The organism is [Clostridium] aminophilum DSM 10710, from assembly GCF_000711825.1.
Taxonomy (GTDB): domain Bacteria; phylum Bacillota; class Clostridia; order Lachnospirales; family Lachnospiraceae; genus Clostridium_R; species Clostridium_R aminophilum.
Genome location: NZ_JONJ01000011.1, coordinates 108075 through 127645, shown reverse-complemented (window position 1 = coordinate 127645; position 19571 = coordinate 108075). Strand labels below are relative to the sequence as shown.

The following is a 19571-nucleotide window of genomic DNA, read 5'->3' as shown; positions in this document are numbered from 1 at the left end:
AAATATCTCGCCAGTCAGTTTTGCAGGATACACACCAAGCTGGAAAGAACCAGCCTCAGCACGCTATTTCACCAGAGCGGCATAACCGCAAGGTGAAATATGCGTCGCAAAATGCTCCGCTAACCAAAACCGCCAGAGAACTCCCAGATTCCCTGACGGTCTTTTTTTCTTGTTTTCCTTCGCCCTATCCCTTATAATAATCTTCGTATCGCGCGGCCATGGTGGAATTGGCAGACACGCAGGATTTAGGTTCCTGTATCTCACGATGTATGGGTTCAAGTCCCATTGGCCGCACTGTATGAAAAACAAAGAAAATCCGCACAACTGCGCCGAATTGGCGTAGCTGTGCGGATTTCTCTTTTTCTGACACCGCAGACTCTCCGAAGTCCGTGCCTGCACGAGGCTCCGGAGACTGCCGTGATCCTGAATTATTATTTTTTTTAATTATTTCTTCTTAGCCGCGATGGACTCCTGAGCCGGTTTTGCTTCCTTTCCCGGGCCGGATGCGCCCTCATCGCTGTTCTCTGCAGACTTCGAATCCGCAGCATCATTTCCGTCATCGAGGATTTCCGCGCCTTCCTGTGCTGCCTTCATCGCTGCTTCCGGAACAGACTTAAAGAACTCCGGTGTAAACGCATACAGATACTTTACGGTGAACTCACCATTATCCACCGGTGCAACCGTTCCCTCAGCAAAGGTAAATACGGCACCGTCGTCTTCCAGATTCCATGCCAGCGTGCCGTTGGTGATCATTTCCTTGATCTTGCCCTTGACATCCACATCACCAAAGTCTTCCTTGCTATTCTCGTGAAGAAGACGATCGGCAAGCACATCGGCCAGTTTGTCCGGTTCCGCTACGATATCGGATACCTTCAGCTCATTTCCCGTCTTGGTATCATAGGTTGCCGTATGGTAAACGGTCTTCTCCTCCGCATCCGTCTTGGAATAGCTGGATGCCTGAATGCTGACGTAATCCTGGTTCTGAGTGCTGAACGATACGTCTGAATTGTATTCAAATGCCTTAAACTTATCGCCCTTATCCTTCAGGTTCTTTTCGGCCTCTGACTCCAGATAAGCGATATCTGTTCTTGCGCGCTCAATCTGTGCCTGATTGAATGCTTCGAGTGCCTTTCCGATGGGCTTATCTTTCAGTGAATCCGGAATGACAACCTGCTCGTAATAACCCTCAACCAAAACTGTTCCGTCAGCGTTCTTTCTCTCCACTTCCACGTTTCCGGTCGGGATCTTCAGATCACCTTCCTCGAACTCCGACTCATTGATCTCATTGACTTCCATGGCGGCATCGGTCTCACCGTTATCCGGAGCAGACTCCGCAGCGGTTGTCACAGCCGCAGTGGTTGCCTCCGCCTTCTTGCTTCCGCATCCGGTTGCCAATGCTGCAGCCAGAACTCCTGCTGCCAGAACTGCACAGTATCTTGTCTTTTTCATAAAGTTATACCTCCTGCGTAATCATGCAAGACGACCGTTCTCCGTCACATCCGGATCTTTCGCCCGGCCGGTATCATTTTGCTCCGGCCCGTTGATCGCTTCTTGTGTCCTTCGCCCGCTCTTACCTGCATGTTCACGAGTTTAATACAACTTTATGTGTATTACAAGGAATGGAACATTAAGATTCACCTACAAATAACTTAATGAATCAGTCCTGCGGCACATCCGGCCAGGTCCCGATGATTTCCGCCACTTCCAGAAGAGAAGCGCATTCCCGGTCGAAGACGCCCTTCATCTCCTCCTCCGCCGGGGCGAGGTCCGGAATCATAAATGCCATGCATCCCGCTGCTTTTGCCGCAAGAATGCCGTTCGGACTGTCCTCCAGAACCAGACAGTTTTCCGGTTTTTCGCCGATTTTTTCCGCAGCCTTCAGAAAGATTTCCGGATCCGGTTTGGATTTTTCCGCCTCGTCACCGCACACCGTATCCGTAAAATAATCTCTGACGCCGGTCTGCGCGAAATACTGTTCCGCCCGTTCACGCTTCGTCGATGTCGCGATGCAGGTCTTCATATTTTTCTTTTTCAACAGTTTCAACAGTTCAAACAGTCCCGGCTTGATCGGCATACCATTGTCCTTCAGATAATTCTGAATGTACTCCGTGCGAAGCTTCCTCATCTCGTAATACAGTTCTTCGCTTCCGTACCACGACGCGAACGCCGCCGCATTGGCCGGTACGGAGCGGCCTCGGAACAGCAGAAAATGCTCCCGGTCCAGTCCGTTATTTTTCGCCTTCGCGGCCCTGAGCCAGCCTTCCATCGAAAGCCGCTCCGTGTCAAACATCGTTCCATCCATATCAAATAACACTGCTCTGATCATTTTTATCCTCCCGACTCTGGCAGACAGGATCGCCTGTCTATTGGAGCCAGCCCGCAAACGTCTGAATGCTAACGTTCCGGCATATCCTTCCCCTTTGGCAGATCCTTTGCCCTGCGCTCGTGAGTCCGGTAATACTCCATTTTCATATCATACATTTTCTTATCCGCCCGCGCGCAGGCCGCCTCCGAGCTCTCCTCTTCCGCCTTCTCCTCGATTCCGTAGGAAAAGCTCAGCAGGTAATCACCATACTTCGGATCACATTTCTTTTCAAGGATTTTTTTCAGAACCGGCTCCAGCGTTTCCGCTTTCTGCGGCGAAAGAAAGACAAATTCATCGCCTCCGGTCCGGAACAGCATTCCCTTTCCACGCATTTTTGTCCAGACCGTCTGCGCAAATGCCGTCAGATACTCATCGCCCTTCTGATGCCCTTCCGTATCATTGTATGTCTTCAGGCCGTTCAGATCAAACGCTACGATAGTCATGCGTTTTTTCTCAATGCTGCGCAGCTGGCTGACGTAGCTGTAATAATTTGCCACATGAGTGAGCTGATCCGTATTCTCATAGAGATTTGCCACCGCACGGTAAAGAAAATAATATGCGATTGCAATACTTCCCCAGGATGTTGTGTAATCGTTCTGAAAAGCCTCCGCCATCTGTCCGATCACCACGACAATCACCACCATCGAGATCAGAACTTTATCCTTCGGGAACTGTGAGAAACTGTGAACATAATAGCGGTAGAGCAGCCAGATAAAGTATGTCACCTCCAGCACCGTGTAAATCGTACTCCCCGGAAGCTGTATCATCTGCGAGTTTACCGTTATAAAAATCATCGGAAACCAGATATTCATTATCGCAATCAGAATGAACCACGGTCCGATCATATGCACAAGAATCCGCTGCTGCAGAGTAACCCCCTTCTGATTGATCCACAAAAGGAGGGTGATCACCGGAGGAATGAACGCATAACAGATACTGTCAATGGTATTCAGGATAAAATCCTGATTCGGCCATTCATTTCCCAACTGGGCAACCAGCTGCCACAGCTGATTGCCGGTCAAAAGAAGCACCAGAAATACACCGGAGATGTAAAAATTCTTTTTCACCTCCGGTTCAATGATCTGATCCTGTTTCAGACTGTACATAATATAGAAGATAATAAAAATCTCAATGAGATGCGCGTATATAATCATATGCCGTATCCTGTAAAACCCTATGCGGGAAAATGCCGCATCCCGCGGGCACTTCTTATGAATATATAAAAATCCGTTGCCATTTAATCTTTATCTATTCACACATCGACAGAATACAGATAAATATAAACACATCTGCAGGCAGATCCGGGCTTCCCCATCCCCTGCTGCAGAGCGTTTCAGAGATTCACCAATGCCATTCCAGCCTTTACCATCCGGAACATCCGGACGGCCCCGCGGAAATAGAGTTCTTCCGCGTGCTCCATGGCTTCCACCAGACTCATGGGCGCATCCACTGTCGTCATGAGCGACGCAATCCCGTGCTCATACATCTTTTCATAGTCTTGTCCCAGAGATCCCGACAGTCCGATCACCGGAATTCCGCGCGCCTTCGCCCGCTGTCCGACGCCCTGCATCACTTTTCCGTATGCGCTCTGCCAGTCTGTCCGGCCTTCTCCGGTCACAACCAGATCCACATTTTCCAGTTTTTCATCAAACTTTACCAGATCCAGCACCGTCTCGATGCCGGAGCGAATCTTCGCCTGAAGAAAAAAACACATTGCCGCGCCGAGTCCTCCCGCCGCGCCGCTTCCGGCAATCTCATTCGGATCCGTTCCGAATTCCCGGATCAGAACCTTGCGGTAATGCTCCATGCCTTGTTCCAGTGCTTCGATAACCACGGGCGATGCGCCCTTCTGCGCACCGAAGGTTCTGGTCGCCCCGTCCGGCCCTGTGAGCGGATTCGTCACATCACACATAACGGTAAACTCCGTATCGCGGATCCGCGGGTCGATCCGGCTCAGGTCGATTCTGTCCACACGGATGAGATCCGCCCCGATCCCGCCGTATCCCGGCTCATCCGGGCGCTTCCCGCCGAGTTCGCGTCCCTGCGCATCCAGAAAACGGACGCCCAGCGCTCTCGCAAATCCAATCCCGCCGTCATTGGTTGCCGAGCCGCCGATCGCGATCGAGACGCGCCGGCACCCGGTATCCAGAATGTATTTCAGAAGTTCTCCGGTTCCGAAACTCGTGGTATACCGCGGATCCCGCTTCTCCTCCGGAACCATCGGAAGACCGGAGGCCGATGCCATCTCCATCACTGCCTCCTCCGTCCCGATCTTCCCGAAAATGGCAGGTTCCGCTTCCATATAAGGTCCGTGAACAAAAACCCGCTCCAGTTCGCCGCCGCGGGCTTTCACAACAGCCCTCGTCGTTCCTTCTCCGCCGTCGGCAACCGGGACGGTTTCGGTTTCACATTCACCGAAGACCTCCCGCGCCGCGTCCGCAAGAAGCTTTCCCGTCTGTTCAGTGGACAACGTCCCCTTAAAGGAGTCCGATGCAAAGAGCAGTTTCATAAATTTATCCTCCATCAGGCAGTATCTGAAGGTCTGATTTCAAATGTCGCATCTCACGAATTGACGATATTAACCGGATGTCCCTCTATAAATGCGCGAAGGTTATCCACCGTAATATCCATGATGCGCTGTCTTGCCGCCAAAGCCGCCCAGGAAATGTGCGGCGTAATCAGACAGTTCTTCGCGCCCAGAAGCGGATTATCTCCGCGGATCGGCTCTGTGCTCACCACATCGAGTCCGGCAGCATATACCTTGCCGCTGTTCAATGCATCGGCCAGATCCTGCTCCGCCACAAGACCGCCGCGGCTGTTATTGATCAGGATCACACCATCCTTCATTTTGGCGATATTGTCCTTATTGATAAGGCCTTCGGTATCCGGGAACAGCGGGCAGTGGAGGAAGATCACATCCGACTCTCTGAACAGCGTCTCCTGATCCACATATTCCGCGATCTCTCTCCCGGTGTCACTCTCAAACTTATCATTGGCGAGAACCCGCATATTCATCGCTTTCAGGATCTTTCCGGTTGTCTGACCGATTCTTCCGAAGCCGATGATGCCGGCGGTCTTGCCGCTGAGTTCGATCATCGGATAATCCCAGAAGCACCAGTCAATGTTGTGCTCCCAGCGTCCTTCCCTGACTGCCTGATCGTGATGCGCAAAGTGAGAGCAGATCTCCAGAAGGAGTCCGACTGCGTACTGTCCGACAATCTGTGTGCCGTACGTCGGAACGTTCATGACTGCAATCATCTTCTCCTTCGCGTACTCGTAATCCACCACATTGTAGCCGGTCGCAAACACCGCAATCGCCTTGAGATTCGGGCATTTGTCGATGGTTTCCCTTGAGATCGGCGTCTTATTGGTCACGATGATCTCCGCATCGCCGATCCGCTCCGCGATCAGCGGCGACTCGGTCACCGAAGTACGGTCATAAATTGTCAACTCTCCCAGGTCCTTCATCGGCTCCCAACTGAGATCTCCCGGGTTCTCCGTATATCCGTCCAGCACCACAATCTTCATATGATTACTCCTCTCGTATTCCGCTCATCGGTTCAGAATGCAAACAGATTCAGTCCGGTCACCTTGGTGTCATGAATCCGGCCGACCTTTCCCGGAAGGGTGCGCACAATCATCTCGCAGGTTGCGGAGATCCGGCACTCATTCAGATGGCCGCCGTGAATCATCATCTTCTCATCGCAGAGATTGATGTGGAGATGAAGATATACCTCACCGTCCTTCTCCGTGATATTTCCGAGAAGAGAGGTGATCTCCATCGGCCCCTCCAGTTCTGTCCGTCGATAAAACTTCTTTTCCACATCGTAAAGCCCGATCACCGCTTTGTCCGCTGCACCGATCGCCTGAACGGCTCCGAGGGAAATGTGTTCTTTGGCGCATAACTCCGTCAGCGAAGCGATGATCTCCTCGCCGCGGTCAAGACGAACTACATAAGTATCTTCAAACTTTCTGAATTCCATGATAAGTTCCTTTCCTGTTCTGTTCTTGTTTCTGATTCTTCTTTCTGGTTCTTCTTTCTGGTTCTTGCTTCAGATTTCTGGTTCCGGTTCTTTTGTCTGGTTCTTTTCCTGTTTTTCTCTTTTCTGCAGGCCGGTGACTGCTGCCATTACGGCCAATCCGCGCTCACTTCAATAATCGTCAAACCTTCGCAGCCGCGGCTTCACCGTCTCCGTAATCTTATCTTAAAACGCCGCCAACGGATTGACAAACATTTTAACTTGTATATAACTTGTTTATATACAAGTTTTACTTGTAGTTTTTCCCCCATGCTATCGTTACTTTATGAACGCTGCTCCGGGCGCGTTATCCACCGGCCGAGCCGCGGTTTTTTATCCATCCGAAAGGAAGCAAGCCCATGAATCTGAACAGTCTCCGGTATTTTCTGGAAGTATGCAAAGATCTGAATATGTCCCGGACCGCCCGGCGTCTCTATCTCTCCCAGCAGGCGCTCAGCCTCCAGATCCGGAATCTGGAAGAGTTCTACGGCGTGACGCTCTTCGAGCGAAAGCCATCGCTTCGGCTGACACCGGCCGGGGAGGCCCTGAAATTCACCGCCGAGCAGATGCTCCGTGAAAACGACGATCTGATCAACCGCTTTTCCGCGATCAGCCATTCCCACTACGGAACGCTCCGCATCGGAATCTCTACCGTGCGCTCCGAGCTCTGTTTTCCGGATATCCTGCCGAGGTTCCGGAAGAAATGGCCCAACATCCGCATTTCCCTGGTGGACCGCGGCACGGATGACCTTCTGCGCGATCTGGCTGATCACCGGCTCGATCTGATCTTCGCGCCCATTGAATCGCCCCGATATCTGCAGCGGTTTCCGGATGAGTTCTCCAAGCGTTTTCTCACCCGGGAGAGAACCTGTCTGATCCTCTCCGATGAGCTCCTGCAGCAGTATTTCGGTCAAAAGGCACCGGAAATCCGGAACCGCGCCCTCTCCGGCACGGATCTGACCGAGTTCTCCGAGATCCCGTATCTTCTGCAGAATCCCGGTTCCCACATGCGGGCGATTGCCGACGAATGTTTTCACAACGCGGGTTTCCGCCCGAATGTCTACATGGAATCCGCCAGTGTTGATCTCCTTCAATCTCTGTATCCCGGAAGCTACGGTGCCTTTTTCGTGCGCTCCAGCCGTTGCCCGCAGCTGAGAAGACTGTACCCGGACATCAACATTTTCCCGATCCGTCAGGGAACAGACTTTGTCGACGTTCCGCTCTATCTCCTCTTTCACAATACAGAACCAAGACCTGCGCATATCACCGATTTCATCGAGTTCACAGCAGAGGCATGGAAATCCATCTCGCTGATGTAATCAGAAAAATTTCGAAAATATATTGAATTGATTCGCTGACGTGGTATAATAGGGTTGTTCTCGGGGACGTAGCTTAGCTGGGAAAGCGCAGCGTTCGCAACGCTGAGACCGCGGGTTCGAATCCCGTCGTCTCCACTATCTGAGTGCATTTTAAAAACCGCTCAACTTCGCCAAATCGGCTTGGTTGTGCGGTTTTTTATTCCATCATTATGTCATTTCCTGTTACACTATGGCTTGTAAAGGTCATTTTTGGGCATCTACTGTGTCACGAATGTGTCACGTTTTTTAGATAAGTTTACATGCTTCCAGCTCGCAGGTGCGGTCATCCACTCCATGCCAGAGTGGCGCCCCGCTTCGCTCGTTTTGTATCATTATCATCTTGTCAGACTGCCGGCTCTCAACACTCCGGCTCACGGAAGGAATCATCATGGCATTCACAGCATCCGGGAAACGAAAAGCGCCGTCCGCAAAGGGCACGGCAAACCTGACCGAAGGATCTCTTTGGAAGGGAATTCTGTTCTTCGGAATTCCTCTGATCGCATCCAATCTGCTTCAGATTCTCTTCAATATGTCCGATATTGCGGTCGTCGGCCGTTTCGCCGGCCCGCTTGCACTCGGAAGCGTCGGCTCCACCTCGACACTGGTCGTCATGATCACGACATTCATCATTGGAATCGGAAGCGGCATCAATGTCATCACCGCACACGCGCTCGGAAAACAGGACCACGCAGAAGTCCGCCGGACCATACAGACCGCCTTTCTTCTGTGCATCGTCATCGGACTTCTGACTCTTGTCGCCGGCGAGATCACGCATGGCTTTATTCTGAAGCTTCTTCAGACCAAGGAGGAACTGTTTGCCGGTTCGTCTCTCTATCTCCGGATCTATTTTCTCGGAGCACCGGCGCTCGCCATATACAATTTCGGAAGTGCCGTCTACAGTGCGGCCGGAAATACCCGGCGCCCGCTGATGCTGCTGACCGCGTCCGGCATTCTGAACATCGTGCTCAACCTCTTTTTCGTGATTGCCCTGAACATGGATGTGGCCGGCGTCGCACTGGCAAGCATCATTGCCCAATACTGCTCCGCCGCCCTCATCGTACTCTCGCTGATACGTGAAAAGACCGAAATCCGTCTAACGCTGTCGGGCATGGCATATGACCGGCGGATCGCTGCTCTCATCCTTCCGATCAGTCTGGCGGCCGGACTCTCCAACGCCATCTTCCAGATTGCCAACCTGTTCGTTCAGTACGGCGTCAACACCTTTGACGCCGTAGTCGTTGCGGGAAATGCGGCAGCACAGAATGCAGACGCCCTCGACTATGATGTCATGGCAGCATTCTATACGGCCGGCAGCAGCTTTATCGGACAGAACTTTGGCGCCGGAAAAATGGACCGCGTCAAAAAGTCCTATATCATCAGCACTGCCTACGCGTTTGCCGTCGGCACCGCCATCGGTCTTCTCCTCTATGCCTTCGGAGATCCGTTTCTTCACCTGTTTACAAAAGATGACGCCGTAGCGGAAGCCGGAATCTACCGGCTCTCCGTCATGGCGCTCTCCTATGGATTTTCCGCATTCATGGACAACAGCATCGCGGCCTGCCGCGGGCTCGGAAAAAGTGCTGTCCCGACCGTCATCGTCCTTCTCGGGTCATGTGCCTTCCGGATTGTATGGATTTTTACCGTATTTGCGTATTTCCATACCATCACATCGCTCTATCTGCTCTACATTTTCTCGTGGACAGTGACCGGCGTTGCCGAAATGCTGTATTTCCGGCACGCCTACCGCATGGCGGCGCGTTCCTTCTCCCGGGAAAGAAACTAAGTTTTCCTCTTCTGCCGGTATTTCTCCGTTACATCCCGGCGCCTGCTCTCTCCAGAACGAACTCATCCTCAAAGAATTCGTCCAGACAGATCATGGTCAGCTCGCCGTCCTCCAGCGAGACACTGAAGGTCGAATCCCGGAGTCCCGACTTGTCAAAGTCCATCTCCAGAATATCTTCCTCAAGGGTATAATGGAACGAATAACTGTGCTCCGGCAGGATCAGTGCTCCGGTTCCGTTGGTGCTGAAACGGTATAAGGTATCGTCATCAATGCACCAGGTCCCCTGAATATCTTTCATCCTGAGGAATTCCGGTTCCACGATTTCCGGCTTCTGTACCGGCGGGATGAGAGACTGAGCCGGAACGACCTCCGGAACCGGCAGTGTTTCCGGCAAAGTTCCTGTCGGAACGCCCGCTGCTTCCGTCGGTGCCGTCTCTGCGCCATTCCTGTCATTTACTGCCCCGGTCTCTGCCTCCGGGTTCTCTCCGGACTGTTCCGCGTCTTCCCCGGCCTTTTCCTGGTCATCTCCGGACTGTTCCGCGTCTTCCCCGGCCTTTTCCTGGTCATCTCCGGACTGTTCCGCGTCTTCCCCAGCCTTTTCCTGGTCATCTCCGGACTGTTCCGCGCCTTCCCCGGCCTTTTCCTGGTCATCTCCGGACTGTTCCGCGTCTTCCCCGGCTTTTTCCTGGTCATCTCCGGACTGTTCCGCGCCTTCCCCGGTCTGTTCCTGATCATCTCCGGTTTTTCCCGCGTCACTCTGATCGGAATCGCCGGCAGCGGAACCATCGCTGTTCTCACCGGAACCGGTCTCTTCCGCTCCGCTGCCTCCCTCGCCGGAGGGCTCGGTCTCAGATTTTTCTCCGCTGTTGTTCGCCGGATTCGTTTTTTCTTCGCTCTCTCCGCCTTCCGATGCCGACGCCGTCTTTTTCTGGAAATACTCCTCAGAAGAAAGATCCGGTGATTCCGGACTCCCATTTTCCCCGTAGAGTTTCCCGTTCTGACCGGAAGCTCCGGCACTGCCCTCATCAGCATAAGTCTTTGCCGGAATCTCGTCAGCATGTACGCTCCACGCGGCAGATGCGGCCAATAATCCTGCCAGAGCCATTATTTTTATGTTTTTTGCTGTTTTTCTTTTCATATCCTTTCCCTCTGTTTCTGCCAGATGTCACATGAAAATATTCATCCGATTACGGTTTTTCGTAAAATGTCGATCCAAGCGTTTCCGCTTTGACCTGCTTCCCGTTCCGATACCGGAGAAGAAGGGCTTCCTTCTGCTTTTCCAATTCCTTTTCCGCATCAAAACCGTTTTCCGGAATGTATACCAGTCCGATGGCGTATCTTGTCACCGCCGCAAGCATCAGATGAAGGATCGTAGAGAACATCTCTTCCTCCGGTTCATCCGTCCGTATCGTCCGATCACTCTCCGCTTTCCGGTACATGACATGAAACCGTTCTTTCAGTTCTTCGATCATGTTCTGATACGGTTTCAGCATCTCCGGACTGATCTTCGCCGACCGAATATAGATATTGAAAAACTGGTTAAAACGAAGAAGATCCGGCCGGGAGCGGTACAGCTCGATAAAGCTTTCCAGAAAAAACGAAAAGATCTCCTCTGCCGTCATCGCGGTCAGGTCCGGATGTGGCCTTTTCTCTCTGTTTTTCTGAATCACTCCGGACCATACCCAGGTCGCCACCGCGATGACAAAAACCGGTTTGCTCTTATAATAGCGATATACGCTGGCAATCCCACAGCCGACCGCATTGGCCACGTCACGCATGGTCACGGATTCGATGTTCCGTTCCGTAAACAATTCATATCCTTTTTGAAGAAGTTCGTTTCGTCTTGCCTCAATCTTCTTCTCTCCTCTGGATGATGTCCACATCTCCCGATTCTCTCTTTCCCCAAAACACTCCTAATTTACCGGAACTTCTCCGTTTCCTCGTTTTCTGGCCTGACCGCACTGTCCTTTAAACCTGATACAGTCCCGATTCGGTGATCGTTCGGCACATATGATTATTCCATCTCTGCCGGGATCTCTCCGTTTCCGTCCCAGGCGCCGTCATCCCCGACACTGTGTCCGTCCGGCGTCACCGCGGCATGAAACATTCTTCCCTGTGTCGCTCCCGGAATGACATCGAAATAGTACCACTTTCCGTCAATCTGCTTCCAGCCGGTCGCCATGCGGCCCCGCCATCCGTCTTTCTTCGTCATGAAATAGTACCGCTCACCGCCAAATTCAAACCAGCTGGTCCGCATGATGCCATTCTCATCGAAATCATACCAGTAGGTCAGTCCGTTGTAATTGAGGTTCAGCCATTCATCCCGGGCAAGTGTTCCATTCGACTTGGTATAAGTCCAGCTGTCAGACTGCTGATCCCAGTGGCCGCCCTCATCACTGACCGGAACGCCGGATTCTGCCTGATGATGTTCCGTGATCCGGTACTGCGTCAGAGGCATTTTACCTTCCAGTTCGGACCGGTATGATTCGCTGCTCTCATCGTCGCTATCATCGTCGTCATCCCAGACAATCTGTTCGTCACGTTTGTGCTTCCCGCTGCCGCCGTTGTCATCCTCGCCGCCGTTGTCGTTCTCGCCGCCGTGGTTGTCATCCTCGCCGCCGTTGTCGTCCTCGCCGCCGTGGTCGTCCTGGCCGCCGTGGTCATCCTCGCCGCCGTGGTCGTCCTCGCCGCCGTGGTCATCCTCGCCGCCGTGGTCATCCTCGCCGCCGTGGTCGTCCTCGCCGCCGTGGTCATCCTCGGGGCCGTGGTCGTCCTCGCCGCCGTTGTCGTCCTCGCCGCCGTTGTCGTCCTCGCCGCCGTTGTCGTCCTCGCCGCCGTGGTCATCCTCGCCGCCGTTGTCGTCCTCGCCGCCGTTGTCATCCTCGCCGCCGTTGTCGTCCTCGCCGCCGTTGTCGTCCTCGCCGCCGTTGTCGTCCTCGCCGCCGTGGTCATCCTCGCCGCCGTTGTCGTCCTCGCCGCCGTTGTCGTCCTCGCCGCCGTCGCTGTTGCCACCGTTTCCGGATTCTCCGCTTCCCGGTTCGCCGGAATCATCGATCACCGGATCCGGTTTTGTCTTCTTCGGAATTTTTTCTTCTTTGGTATGAGACGAATCATTCAGGCAGGTATAAAGGCGAATTCCCTCCTCCTCATACGTCGGTTCCTGAATCACCGTTCCCTCGTCCCACCGGTGTCCGGTCGCCGCACGGATGACCGCCTTTTTGTCGAGTTCCACCTGCCCTGCCGGATCCTCATAAATCTTCCCGCAGTGCTCGCATTCGTAATACTGTTTATTTCCTTCGCTCTCGCATCCCGGATCGCACGCTTCCACTTTCGTCAGCGGAAGATGGTTGTGATCCATCACCTTCTCCCACTGCGCGTAGAGGTCCGTTTCGTCGTCAAATTCCGCTTCTTCCCCGTCCTCATACGAATCTCCGTTGCCATTCGCCTTCGTATTCCATCCGGTGAACCGGAAGCCTTCTCTGGAAAATGTATTCGCATTCAGCTTTGTCTCATCACCCGTGACCGCATTCTGATCATCCATTTTTCCGGTTCCGCCGTTCGCGTGGAAATGAATCACAATTCGGTCATGGATCGTAACGGAGACGTACTCCGGCTCGCTTTCGTTATTCTTTTCCGTGTCACACGCTTTATACCAGACATGGTAAGTTCCTGCGCCGGTTTTTGCCGGGATGGATGAGGTGTAAAGAGATGCGTCTGGTTCCGGATCATCTTCCCCGGTCACAGCGTAAAACATAGTGCCGTTTTCCGCCTCACCTGCGGTCACAAGTTCCTGAGCCTGTCCGTTATAAATCAGATTCTTTGCTGTGGGCGCTTCGGTAACCGCTGCTATACGCTTCGCCGTGAAAGTATAAGTAAATGTCTTCTCTCCCGTGATTTCCGCATCCGCCGGATCTGTATCCCACGATCCGTCCTCGAAACCCTCGGAGGCTTTCATGCCGGTAGGCACGCCGGCCGGCTTCGATCCGCTTTGTACGGTTTCTGTCCGATCCGCCGTACTACCATCCGCCCAGGTTCCGCCCACAACCCTGTAGATCACGTCATAGGCCGGCACAACATATTCCGAAATCGTCAGTTCCTGATTGTCTGATGCACAAGTCGTATCGGTTTCCTTTAAGCGGACATAATAGGTTCCGGGAACAAGGCCTGTGATGTCCTCTCCTGTTCCGGCAGTCCAGCCTGTGGCATCGGCCTTCTTATATTCCATCGCAGTCGTTACGCCAATCAGTCTTCCATCGTTGTTGTCCGCCGTCGTGCAGTTGCCGGCCACAACGGTCGAAGGAGCAGCCGGTTTTGTCTTTTTCGGAATTTTTTCTTCTTTGGTATGAGAAGAATCATTCAGGCAGGTATAACGGCGAATTCCCTCCTCCTCGTGCGTCGGTTCCTGAATCACCGTTCCCTCGTCCCACCGGTGTCCGGTCGCCGCAACGATGACCGCCGTTTTGTCGAGTTCCAGCTGTCCTTCCGGATCTTCATAAATCTTTCCGCAGTGTTCGCATACATAATACTGCTTGTTCCCTTCGCTCTCGCATCCCGGCTCCTGCGCTTCCACCTTTGTCAGAGGAAGATGGTTATGATCCATCACCTTCTCCCACTGCGCATACAGGTCCGTTTCTTCGGTAAATTCCGCTTCTCCCCCGTCCTCATACGAGTCTCCGTCGCCATTCGCCTTCGTATTCCATCCGGTGAACCGGAAGCCTTCTCTGGAAAATGTATTCGCATTCAGCTTTACCTCTTCCTCCGTGGTCACATTCTGGTCATCCATTTTCCCGGTTCCGCCGTTTGCGTGGAAATGAATCCGGATCCGGTCATAAATCGTAACAATGATAAGCTCCGGCTCACTTTCGATCTTCTTTTCCGTGTCAACCGCCTTATACCAGACATAGTAGCTTCCGGGCTCTGCCGCAGTCGGAATTTCTTTGCGGTACTGCAGCGTATCCGCATTCTCATCCTCATTTTCGTCGTCTACGGCTTTCTGCACCGCATAATACAGTTCCCCGTCCTTCACTTCGCCCGGGGTAATCAGAGCATGCTCCTCCCCGTCATACATCAGTTCCGAAATTCCCTCCGGATCCTTCGTGATCTTCGGACCTTCTTCTGCTTTGATCACCTCATAGTTTGCCGAAACCACGGAGCTGTTATTACTTCCCTCCTTCACCGCAATCGCCCTGACGGTAGTGGTCTCTGCGATATGAATCGGTCCGGAATACTTTTCACTATCCACGGTCGGCTCACTGTCATCCAGAGTATAGTAGATATCTGCCCCTTTTGTCTCACTGGAGATCGCAACATCCACCGGTTCCGGAAAACTTCCACCCATCGGACTGAATTTCGGTGCAGAAACCGTCGCCACCGCGCCCACACGAACTTTCGTTTTTTTGGATGCCAGTGCCTTATCGGTCGCCATGTATCGCACATAATATGTGCCTTCGGCAAGACCGGTAATCTCATCTCCGGTGACGGGGGTCCAAATCTTGGCCCCTTCCAACTGATACTCCATCGCAGTCGTTACACCGGTTATTTTACCGTCCTTCTTACCCTTCGCAGAACATTTCTGCTCCTCCAGGTTTTTCGGGGCGTCCGGTTCTTCCAGTCGTTCACGGTACTCGATAACGGCTTCACTCGTCTCGTAGGACGCGCTTCCTGTCAGATAACTGGACGGTCTTGCTTCCACCATGAGTCTGTGTCCGACCATCTCCTCCGTAACAACCAGCTCTTCATCCCGCACTCCTTTGGGAACTTCCGTCCGGGTACCATCGTCCCCGATCACATACCATTTAAAATTTACCAGTGCCGTGGTCAGCACTAAGTCGTCCGGATCCACGCCTTTCGCAATCAGCTTATCTCCGACCATGATCGGTCCGTTTCCACTTTCGTATATATCATCTCCCACCTCCTTGTTGATTGCAATCCGATCAATCGGTGTAGAGACACAGACTGTCCAATACACATAAAGATTTTTTTTCTTGACTTTAGCCTTAAGTTCAAATTTACCGGGTGCATTTGGTTTCACCTGTACATCCGCCCAATATACGTTGGAATTCTTTTTTTTGTAATCCGGATCCGAGATCGTTGCTTTCGTCTTACTGCTTGACGTAAAAACTGTTTTGCAATCTGACTGATACAGCGGCTTGCCGCTATACCCGGTCAGTTTTACAACAAATGTGGTTTTCTCGCCTTTCGGAATGACTACCTGATGTTTGTCATTCCCTTTTATTGGCATTGGCATTTTAATCGAAATTTTCGAAACCCCTGTTCCGGCATACACCGGCTGTGCCATTGCAAGCGACAATCCAAGGGATAACGCCGTCACAATGGCAGCCGCCTTTTTTATTCTTTGTGCCAGATTTTTCCATATTGATCGTTTCATCCTGATTCTCCCTCTTATTTCTCTGATGTATACCGGTAACAGCAGACATCTCCTTTGTCACTCTATCTTTCCGACCCGATACGACTACTATCAGGTGTTTATTCGATACATATACTATCAGAACGCACATCTTTCTGCAATAATAACAATATTTATTGTAACAGAAAGCACAATTTCGGTTACAAAAATAACAGAAAAGGCCTGTGAAACTGCTTTTCCGCAATTCCACAGACCTTCTCTGTATGATATTCTATTATTATTGTCTTCCTGACATTCCAACCATCGTCTCCAGATTCTGAAGCCCGCACGGCATCTGACACCCAATGACGTCCCTGTCGATCCTCTCTCAGCCGTCATTTTGGGAAAAACATCTCTCAGCCCATCCGCTGACGCACGATCTCAAATGCGAGAATACCGGCCGCCACCGATGCGTTCAGGGAGTCGATATCCCCCTTCATCGGAATGGATGCAACCAGATCGCATTTCTCCTTCACCAGACGGCTGACGCCGTCTCCCTCGTTACCGATCACCAGACCGATGGGGCCTTTCAGGTTCTGCTTATAGACCGGCGTATCGCCCATATCGGCACAGGCAAACCACAGACCTTCCTTCTTCAGTTCCTCGATGGTCTGGCCCAGATTCGTCACCCGGGCGACCGGCGTATAATTCAGCGCGCCGGCGGAGGACTTTGCCACCGTCGCCGTCAGACCGCAGGCTCTGTGTTTGGTGATAATCACACCGTGCGCACCGGCCTGATTCGCCGTACGGATGATCGCCCCGAGATTGTGCGGATCTTCAATTCCGTCCAGAAGGATCAGGAACGGATCCTCTCCCTTTTCCTTTGCCTTGGCCAGCATATCCGACACCTCGGAATAGGCATACGCCGCAGCATAGGCGATGACGCCCTGATGGTGTCCGGTCTCGGAAAGCTCGTCCAGGCGCTCGCGGCTGACAAAGTTCAGAATCGTATCCGGATTCTTCTTCGCCTCCCGGACGATGGTCTGGATCGGACCATCTTTGCACGCGTCCTGAACAAACAGCTTTTCGATGGTTTTTCCGGAACGGAATGCCTCCAGAACAGCATTCCTTCCCTCGATATGGGTCGACTCGATCCCCTCCGTCTCCGCCTCCGAAACGGTCTCCCTGTACTCATCCTGCGCCCGGGATGTACGGGACGGATTCAGGCGGTAGGATGCATACTTTCTTTCGGAGCCTTTCCGATCGCTTTTTCCAAACACTTTTCTGCGTTCATCGCTCTTTGTTCTTCCGGTATATCCCTGCCCGGTCGTCTGCTTTCCGAAACCTCCCTGTTTCCCGGATTCAGCCCGGTCAGCCGTCCTTCGGCCGGTCTCTCCACGGCTTCCTCTCGCCGAAACGTCTGCCGCATCCTCATTTCTCTCCGGTCGGGAAATGGTGCCAAGGGGACGCAGATTCCGTCCCTCCATCGGTCTTTTATCCGGTCTTTTCCCGGCTCTGTTGTTGAATTTCTCGCTCATTCATTCTCCTTCAGTTCCCCGATCGCCCGCAGGCCAAACGCGATCAGTTCGATCATTCGGCTGTAACGGCCGGACATATAGAGCCAGCCCATCAGCGCTTCAAATCCGGTTGCGGTCCGGTAATCCGTCATCGTGGCATTCTTCGCTTTGGTATAAGACTTGGAATTTCTTCCGAGCTTATAGGCGCGGATCTCCTCCGCCGTCAGGATGTCCGCGTCATTCATGGCGTGGTACATCGCCGCCTGTGCCCCCGCTCTGACCAGAGAAGTGGTGTGCTTATGCATTTTTTCCACCTGCATGTTTCCCTGATCCATCACATAGGTCCGGATCACCATCTCATACGCTGCATCGCCGATGTAGGCGAGCTGAAGACCGGAGTACTCTCCGATCTCATGTCCTTTGATCCGGAATGCTGTCCGGAAGTTTTCGAGGATCGTCTTCAGGCTCTCTTCCATTTTACGCCCTCTCTGGTGTCTTCCAGAATAATCCCTTTTTCCAGCAGTTCGTTGCGGATCCGGTCAGCCTCGGCAAAATTCTTTGCTTTTCTCGCATCCTGACGCGCCTGAATCATCGCCTCGATATCGCTGTCCAGCATCTCCTTTTTTGTCTCGGTGATGATACCCAGAACACCGCAGAGTTTTTCCATAACGTCAAATACGGTCTTTGCATATTCCTTTGTGGAATCCGCCTTTACTGTGGAGTTGGAGAAACGAACCAGCTCAAATACCGCCGATACCGCATCCGCGGTATTAAAATCATCATCCATCGCCGACTCAAACTTTGCGATGTAATCCTTCAGAAGAGCCGCATTCTTTGTCTCCTCTTCCGTCATTGCGCCCTCTGCACCATTTTCCATCACCGTTCTCTGGTTCTCGGACGCGGTGCGGATACGCTCCAGAGAAGTCTTGGCAGACTCCATCATGTCAGCGCTGAAGTTCAGCGGGCTGCGGTACTGCGCGCTCAGCATGAACAGGCGGAGAACCTGAAGATCATAATGCTCGCTGATCTCGCGGACGGTACGGAAGTTACCGAGAGACTTGGACATCTTGGTTCCGTCGATATTCAGGAATGCGTTGTGCATCCAGTATTTGGCAAACGGCTCGCCGTTCGCGCACTCACTCTGCGCGATCTCATTTTCATGGTGCGGGAACACGAGATCTTCGCCGCCCGCATGAATGTCAATGGTGGTTCCAAGATATTTTTTGGACATCACCGAGCACTCGATGTGCCAGCCCGGTCTTCCCTCGCACCACGGGGATACCCAGAACGGCTCGCCCTCTTTCTTCGGTTTCCAGAGAACGAAATCATTCGGATCTTCTTTCTGGTCCTCACCGCTGACTTTCAGTGTTCTCTCGGTAAATGCGGACTCCAGATCATCCATATTCTTATGGGAAAGCTTTCCGTAATTCGGGTCGCTCTTCACACGGAAATAGACCGTTCCGTCCTTTGCGACATAGGCATGTCCCTTGTCGATCAGCGTCTGAACCATCTCGATCATGCCGTCGATCTCTTCTGTCGCCTTCGGATTCTTCGTCGCCGGCATGATATTCATCCCCTTCATGTCGGTCAGGCACTCTCTGATAAAGCGCTCGGAGATAACCGAAGACTCCACGCCCTCTTCGTTGGCCGCCTTGATAATCTTGTCATCCACATCCGTAAAATTCGATACGTAATTGACTTTATATCCCTTGTACTCAAAATACCGGCGCACGGTGTCAAACACGATCATCGGGCGCGCATTTCCGATATGAATAAAGTTATAAACCGTCGGACCGCAGACATACATGCTGACCTGTCCGTCCTGAAGCGGCTTGAACTCTTCTTTTGTTCTGCTGAGTGTGTTGAAGATTTTCATCGAACTTTCCCCTTTTCCATTCTTTCACGATCTTATGTTCACGATCTTACTCTATTCTGTCTTTCCCGGCATAAGACGCTCTTCGCAGGTCGGCTCACCATCCGGGCAAATGTCCCCTGTGCCGGCATGGACATTGACTCCCTGCCCGCATAAACGAGTCGTAACACGCTTCACAAGTTTCGAGCGTTTCGCGTCAGTCGCCAGGGCCTCACGCAAGCGTGAGCTTTGGCTCTTTGCTCGCCTAAACAAAAGGAAGACAGAACGCTATAGTCTGTCCTCCATTCTATCACAAAACAATATTCTGTGC

The 19571-nt window shown here is 52.5% G+C and carries 14 protein-coding genes and 2 tRNA genes; 4 read left to right on the top strand and 12 right to left on the bottom strand.

The features are described 5' to 3' along the window. Nucleotides 1-212 precede the first annotated feature (212 nt). Nucleotides 213-294: transfer RNA gene (locus tag BR86_RS0109375), tRNA-Leu, on the top strand. Between the two features lie 150 nt (nucleotides 295-444). Here the strand turns inward: BR86_RS0109375 and BR86_RS0109365 are convergent. From BR86_RS0109365 to BR86_RS0109340, 6 genes are all read right to left on the bottom strand, one after another. Further along, complete coding sequence (locus BR86_RS0109365) at nucleotides 445-1449, bottom strand: hypothetical protein (RefSeq protein ID WP_031473315.1); 1005 nt, start codon at nucleotides 1447-1449, stop codon at nucleotides 445-447. Nucleotides 1450-1657: 208 nt separating this feature from the next. After that, a complete protein-coding gene (locus tag BR86_RS0109360) occupies nucleotides 1658-2326 on the bottom strand; it encodes an HAD family hydrolase (RefSeq protein WP_031473313.1) in 669 nt (222 codons plus the stop codon). A gap of 68 nt (nucleotides 2327-2394) precedes the next feature. Next, complete coding sequence (locus tag BR86_RS0109355; RefSeq protein WP_031473311.1) at nucleotides 2395-3519, bottom strand: GGDEF domain-containing protein; 1125 nt, start codon at nucleotides 3517-3519, stop codon at nucleotides 2395-2397. A 179-nt stretch (nucleotides 3520-3698) separates the two neighbouring features. Further along, a complete protein-coding gene (locus BR86_RS0109350; RefSeq protein WP_031473309.1) occupies nucleotides 3699-4874 on the bottom strand; it encodes a glycerate kinase family protein in 1176 nt (391 codons plus the stop codon). A 53-nt stretch (nucleotides 4875-4927) separates the two neighbouring features. Further along, nucleotides 4928-5893 carry a D-2-hydroxyacid dehydrogenase gene (locus tag BR86_RS0109345; RefSeq protein ID WP_031473307.1) on the bottom strand — a complete coding sequence of 322 codons (966 nt, stop codon included), beginning with the start codon at nucleotides 5891-5893 and terminating at the stop codon, nucleotides 4928-4930. Nucleotides 5894-5925: 32 nt separating this feature from the next. Then, a complete protein-coding gene (locus BR86_RS0109340; RefSeq protein ID WP_031473305.1) occupies nucleotides 5926-6348 on the bottom strand; it encodes a PPC domain-containing DNA-binding protein in 423 nt (140 codons plus the stop codon). Nucleotides 6349-6743: 395 nt separating this feature from the next. On the opposite strand from BR86_RS0109340, the gene BR86_RS0109330 reads away from it, so the two are divergent. The 3 genes from BR86_RS0109330 (at nucleotide 6744) to BR86_RS0109320 (ending at nucleotide 9525) form a co-directional block, all read left to right on the top strand. After that, a complete protein-coding gene (locus tag BR86_RS0109330) occupies nucleotides 6744-7703 on the top strand; it encodes a LysR family transcriptional regulator (protein ID WP_031473303.1) in 960 nt (319 codons plus the stop codon). 62 nt (nucleotides 7704-7765) lie between these two features. Next, nucleotides 7766-7838: transfer RNA gene (locus BR86_RS0109325), tRNA-Ala, on the top strand. A gap of 292 nt (nucleotides 7839-8130) precedes the next feature. After that, nucleotides 8131-9525 (top strand): MATE family efflux transporter, encoded by a 1395-nt coding sequence (locus BR86_RS0109320; protein WP_051684716.1) that lies wholly within the window; start codon nucleotides 8131-8133, stop codon nucleotides 9523-9525. Nucleotides 9526-9553: 28 nt separating this feature from the next. Here BR86_RS0109320 and BR86_RS0109315 read toward each other — a convergent pair whose 3' ends face one another. The 6 genes from BR86_RS0109315 to cysS form a co-directional block, all read right to left on the bottom strand. Then, the gene (locus tag BR86_RS0109315) at nucleotides 9554-10663 is read right to left on the bottom strand and encodes a DUF5640 domain-containing protein (RefSeq protein ID WP_031473301.1); all 1110 of its coding nucleotides are present in this window, start codon (nucleotides 10661-10663) and stop codon (nucleotides 9554-9556) included. Between the two features lie 49 nt (nucleotides 10664-10712). Further along, complete coding sequence (locus BR86_RS0109310) at nucleotides 10713-11408, bottom strand: TetR/AcrR family transcriptional regulator (protein ID WP_051684715.1); 696 nt, start codon at nucleotides 11406-11408, stop codon at nucleotides 10713-10715. Between the two features lie 131 nt (nucleotides 11409-11539). Beyond that, on the bottom strand, nucleotides 11540-15913 hold the full coding sequence (locus BR86_RS15245; RefSeq protein WP_081844211.1) for a chitobiase/beta-hexosaminidase C-terminal domain-containing protein: 4374 nt from the start codon (nucleotides 15911-15913) through the stop codon (nucleotides 11540-11542). A 374-nt stretch (nucleotides 15914-16287) separates the two neighbouring features. Then, nucleotides 16288-17025 carry a 23S rRNA (guanosine(2251)-2'-O)-methyltransferase RlmB gene (gene rlmB, locus BR86_RS0109295; RefSeq protein ID WP_031473294.1) on the bottom strand — a complete coding sequence of 246 codons (738 nt, stop codon included), beginning with the start codon at nucleotides 17023-17025 and terminating at the stop codon, nucleotides 16288-16290. Between the two features lie 380 nt (nucleotides 17026-17405). Then, nucleotides 17406-17864: a Mini-ribonuclease 3 gene (locus BR86_RS0109290; RefSeq protein WP_031473292.1), complete on the bottom strand. Its 459-nt coding sequence runs from the start codon at nucleotides 17862-17864 to the stop codon at nucleotides 17406-17408. Beyond that, a complete protein-coding gene (gene cysS, locus BR86_RS0109285; protein ID WP_031473290.1) occupies nucleotides 17849-19264 on the bottom strand; it encodes a cysteine--tRNA ligase in 1416 nt (471 codons plus the stop codon). Before cysS ends, BR86_RS0109290 begins: the two co-directional genes overlap by 16 nt. Between the last annotated feature and the right edge of the window lie 307 nt (nucleotides 19265-19571).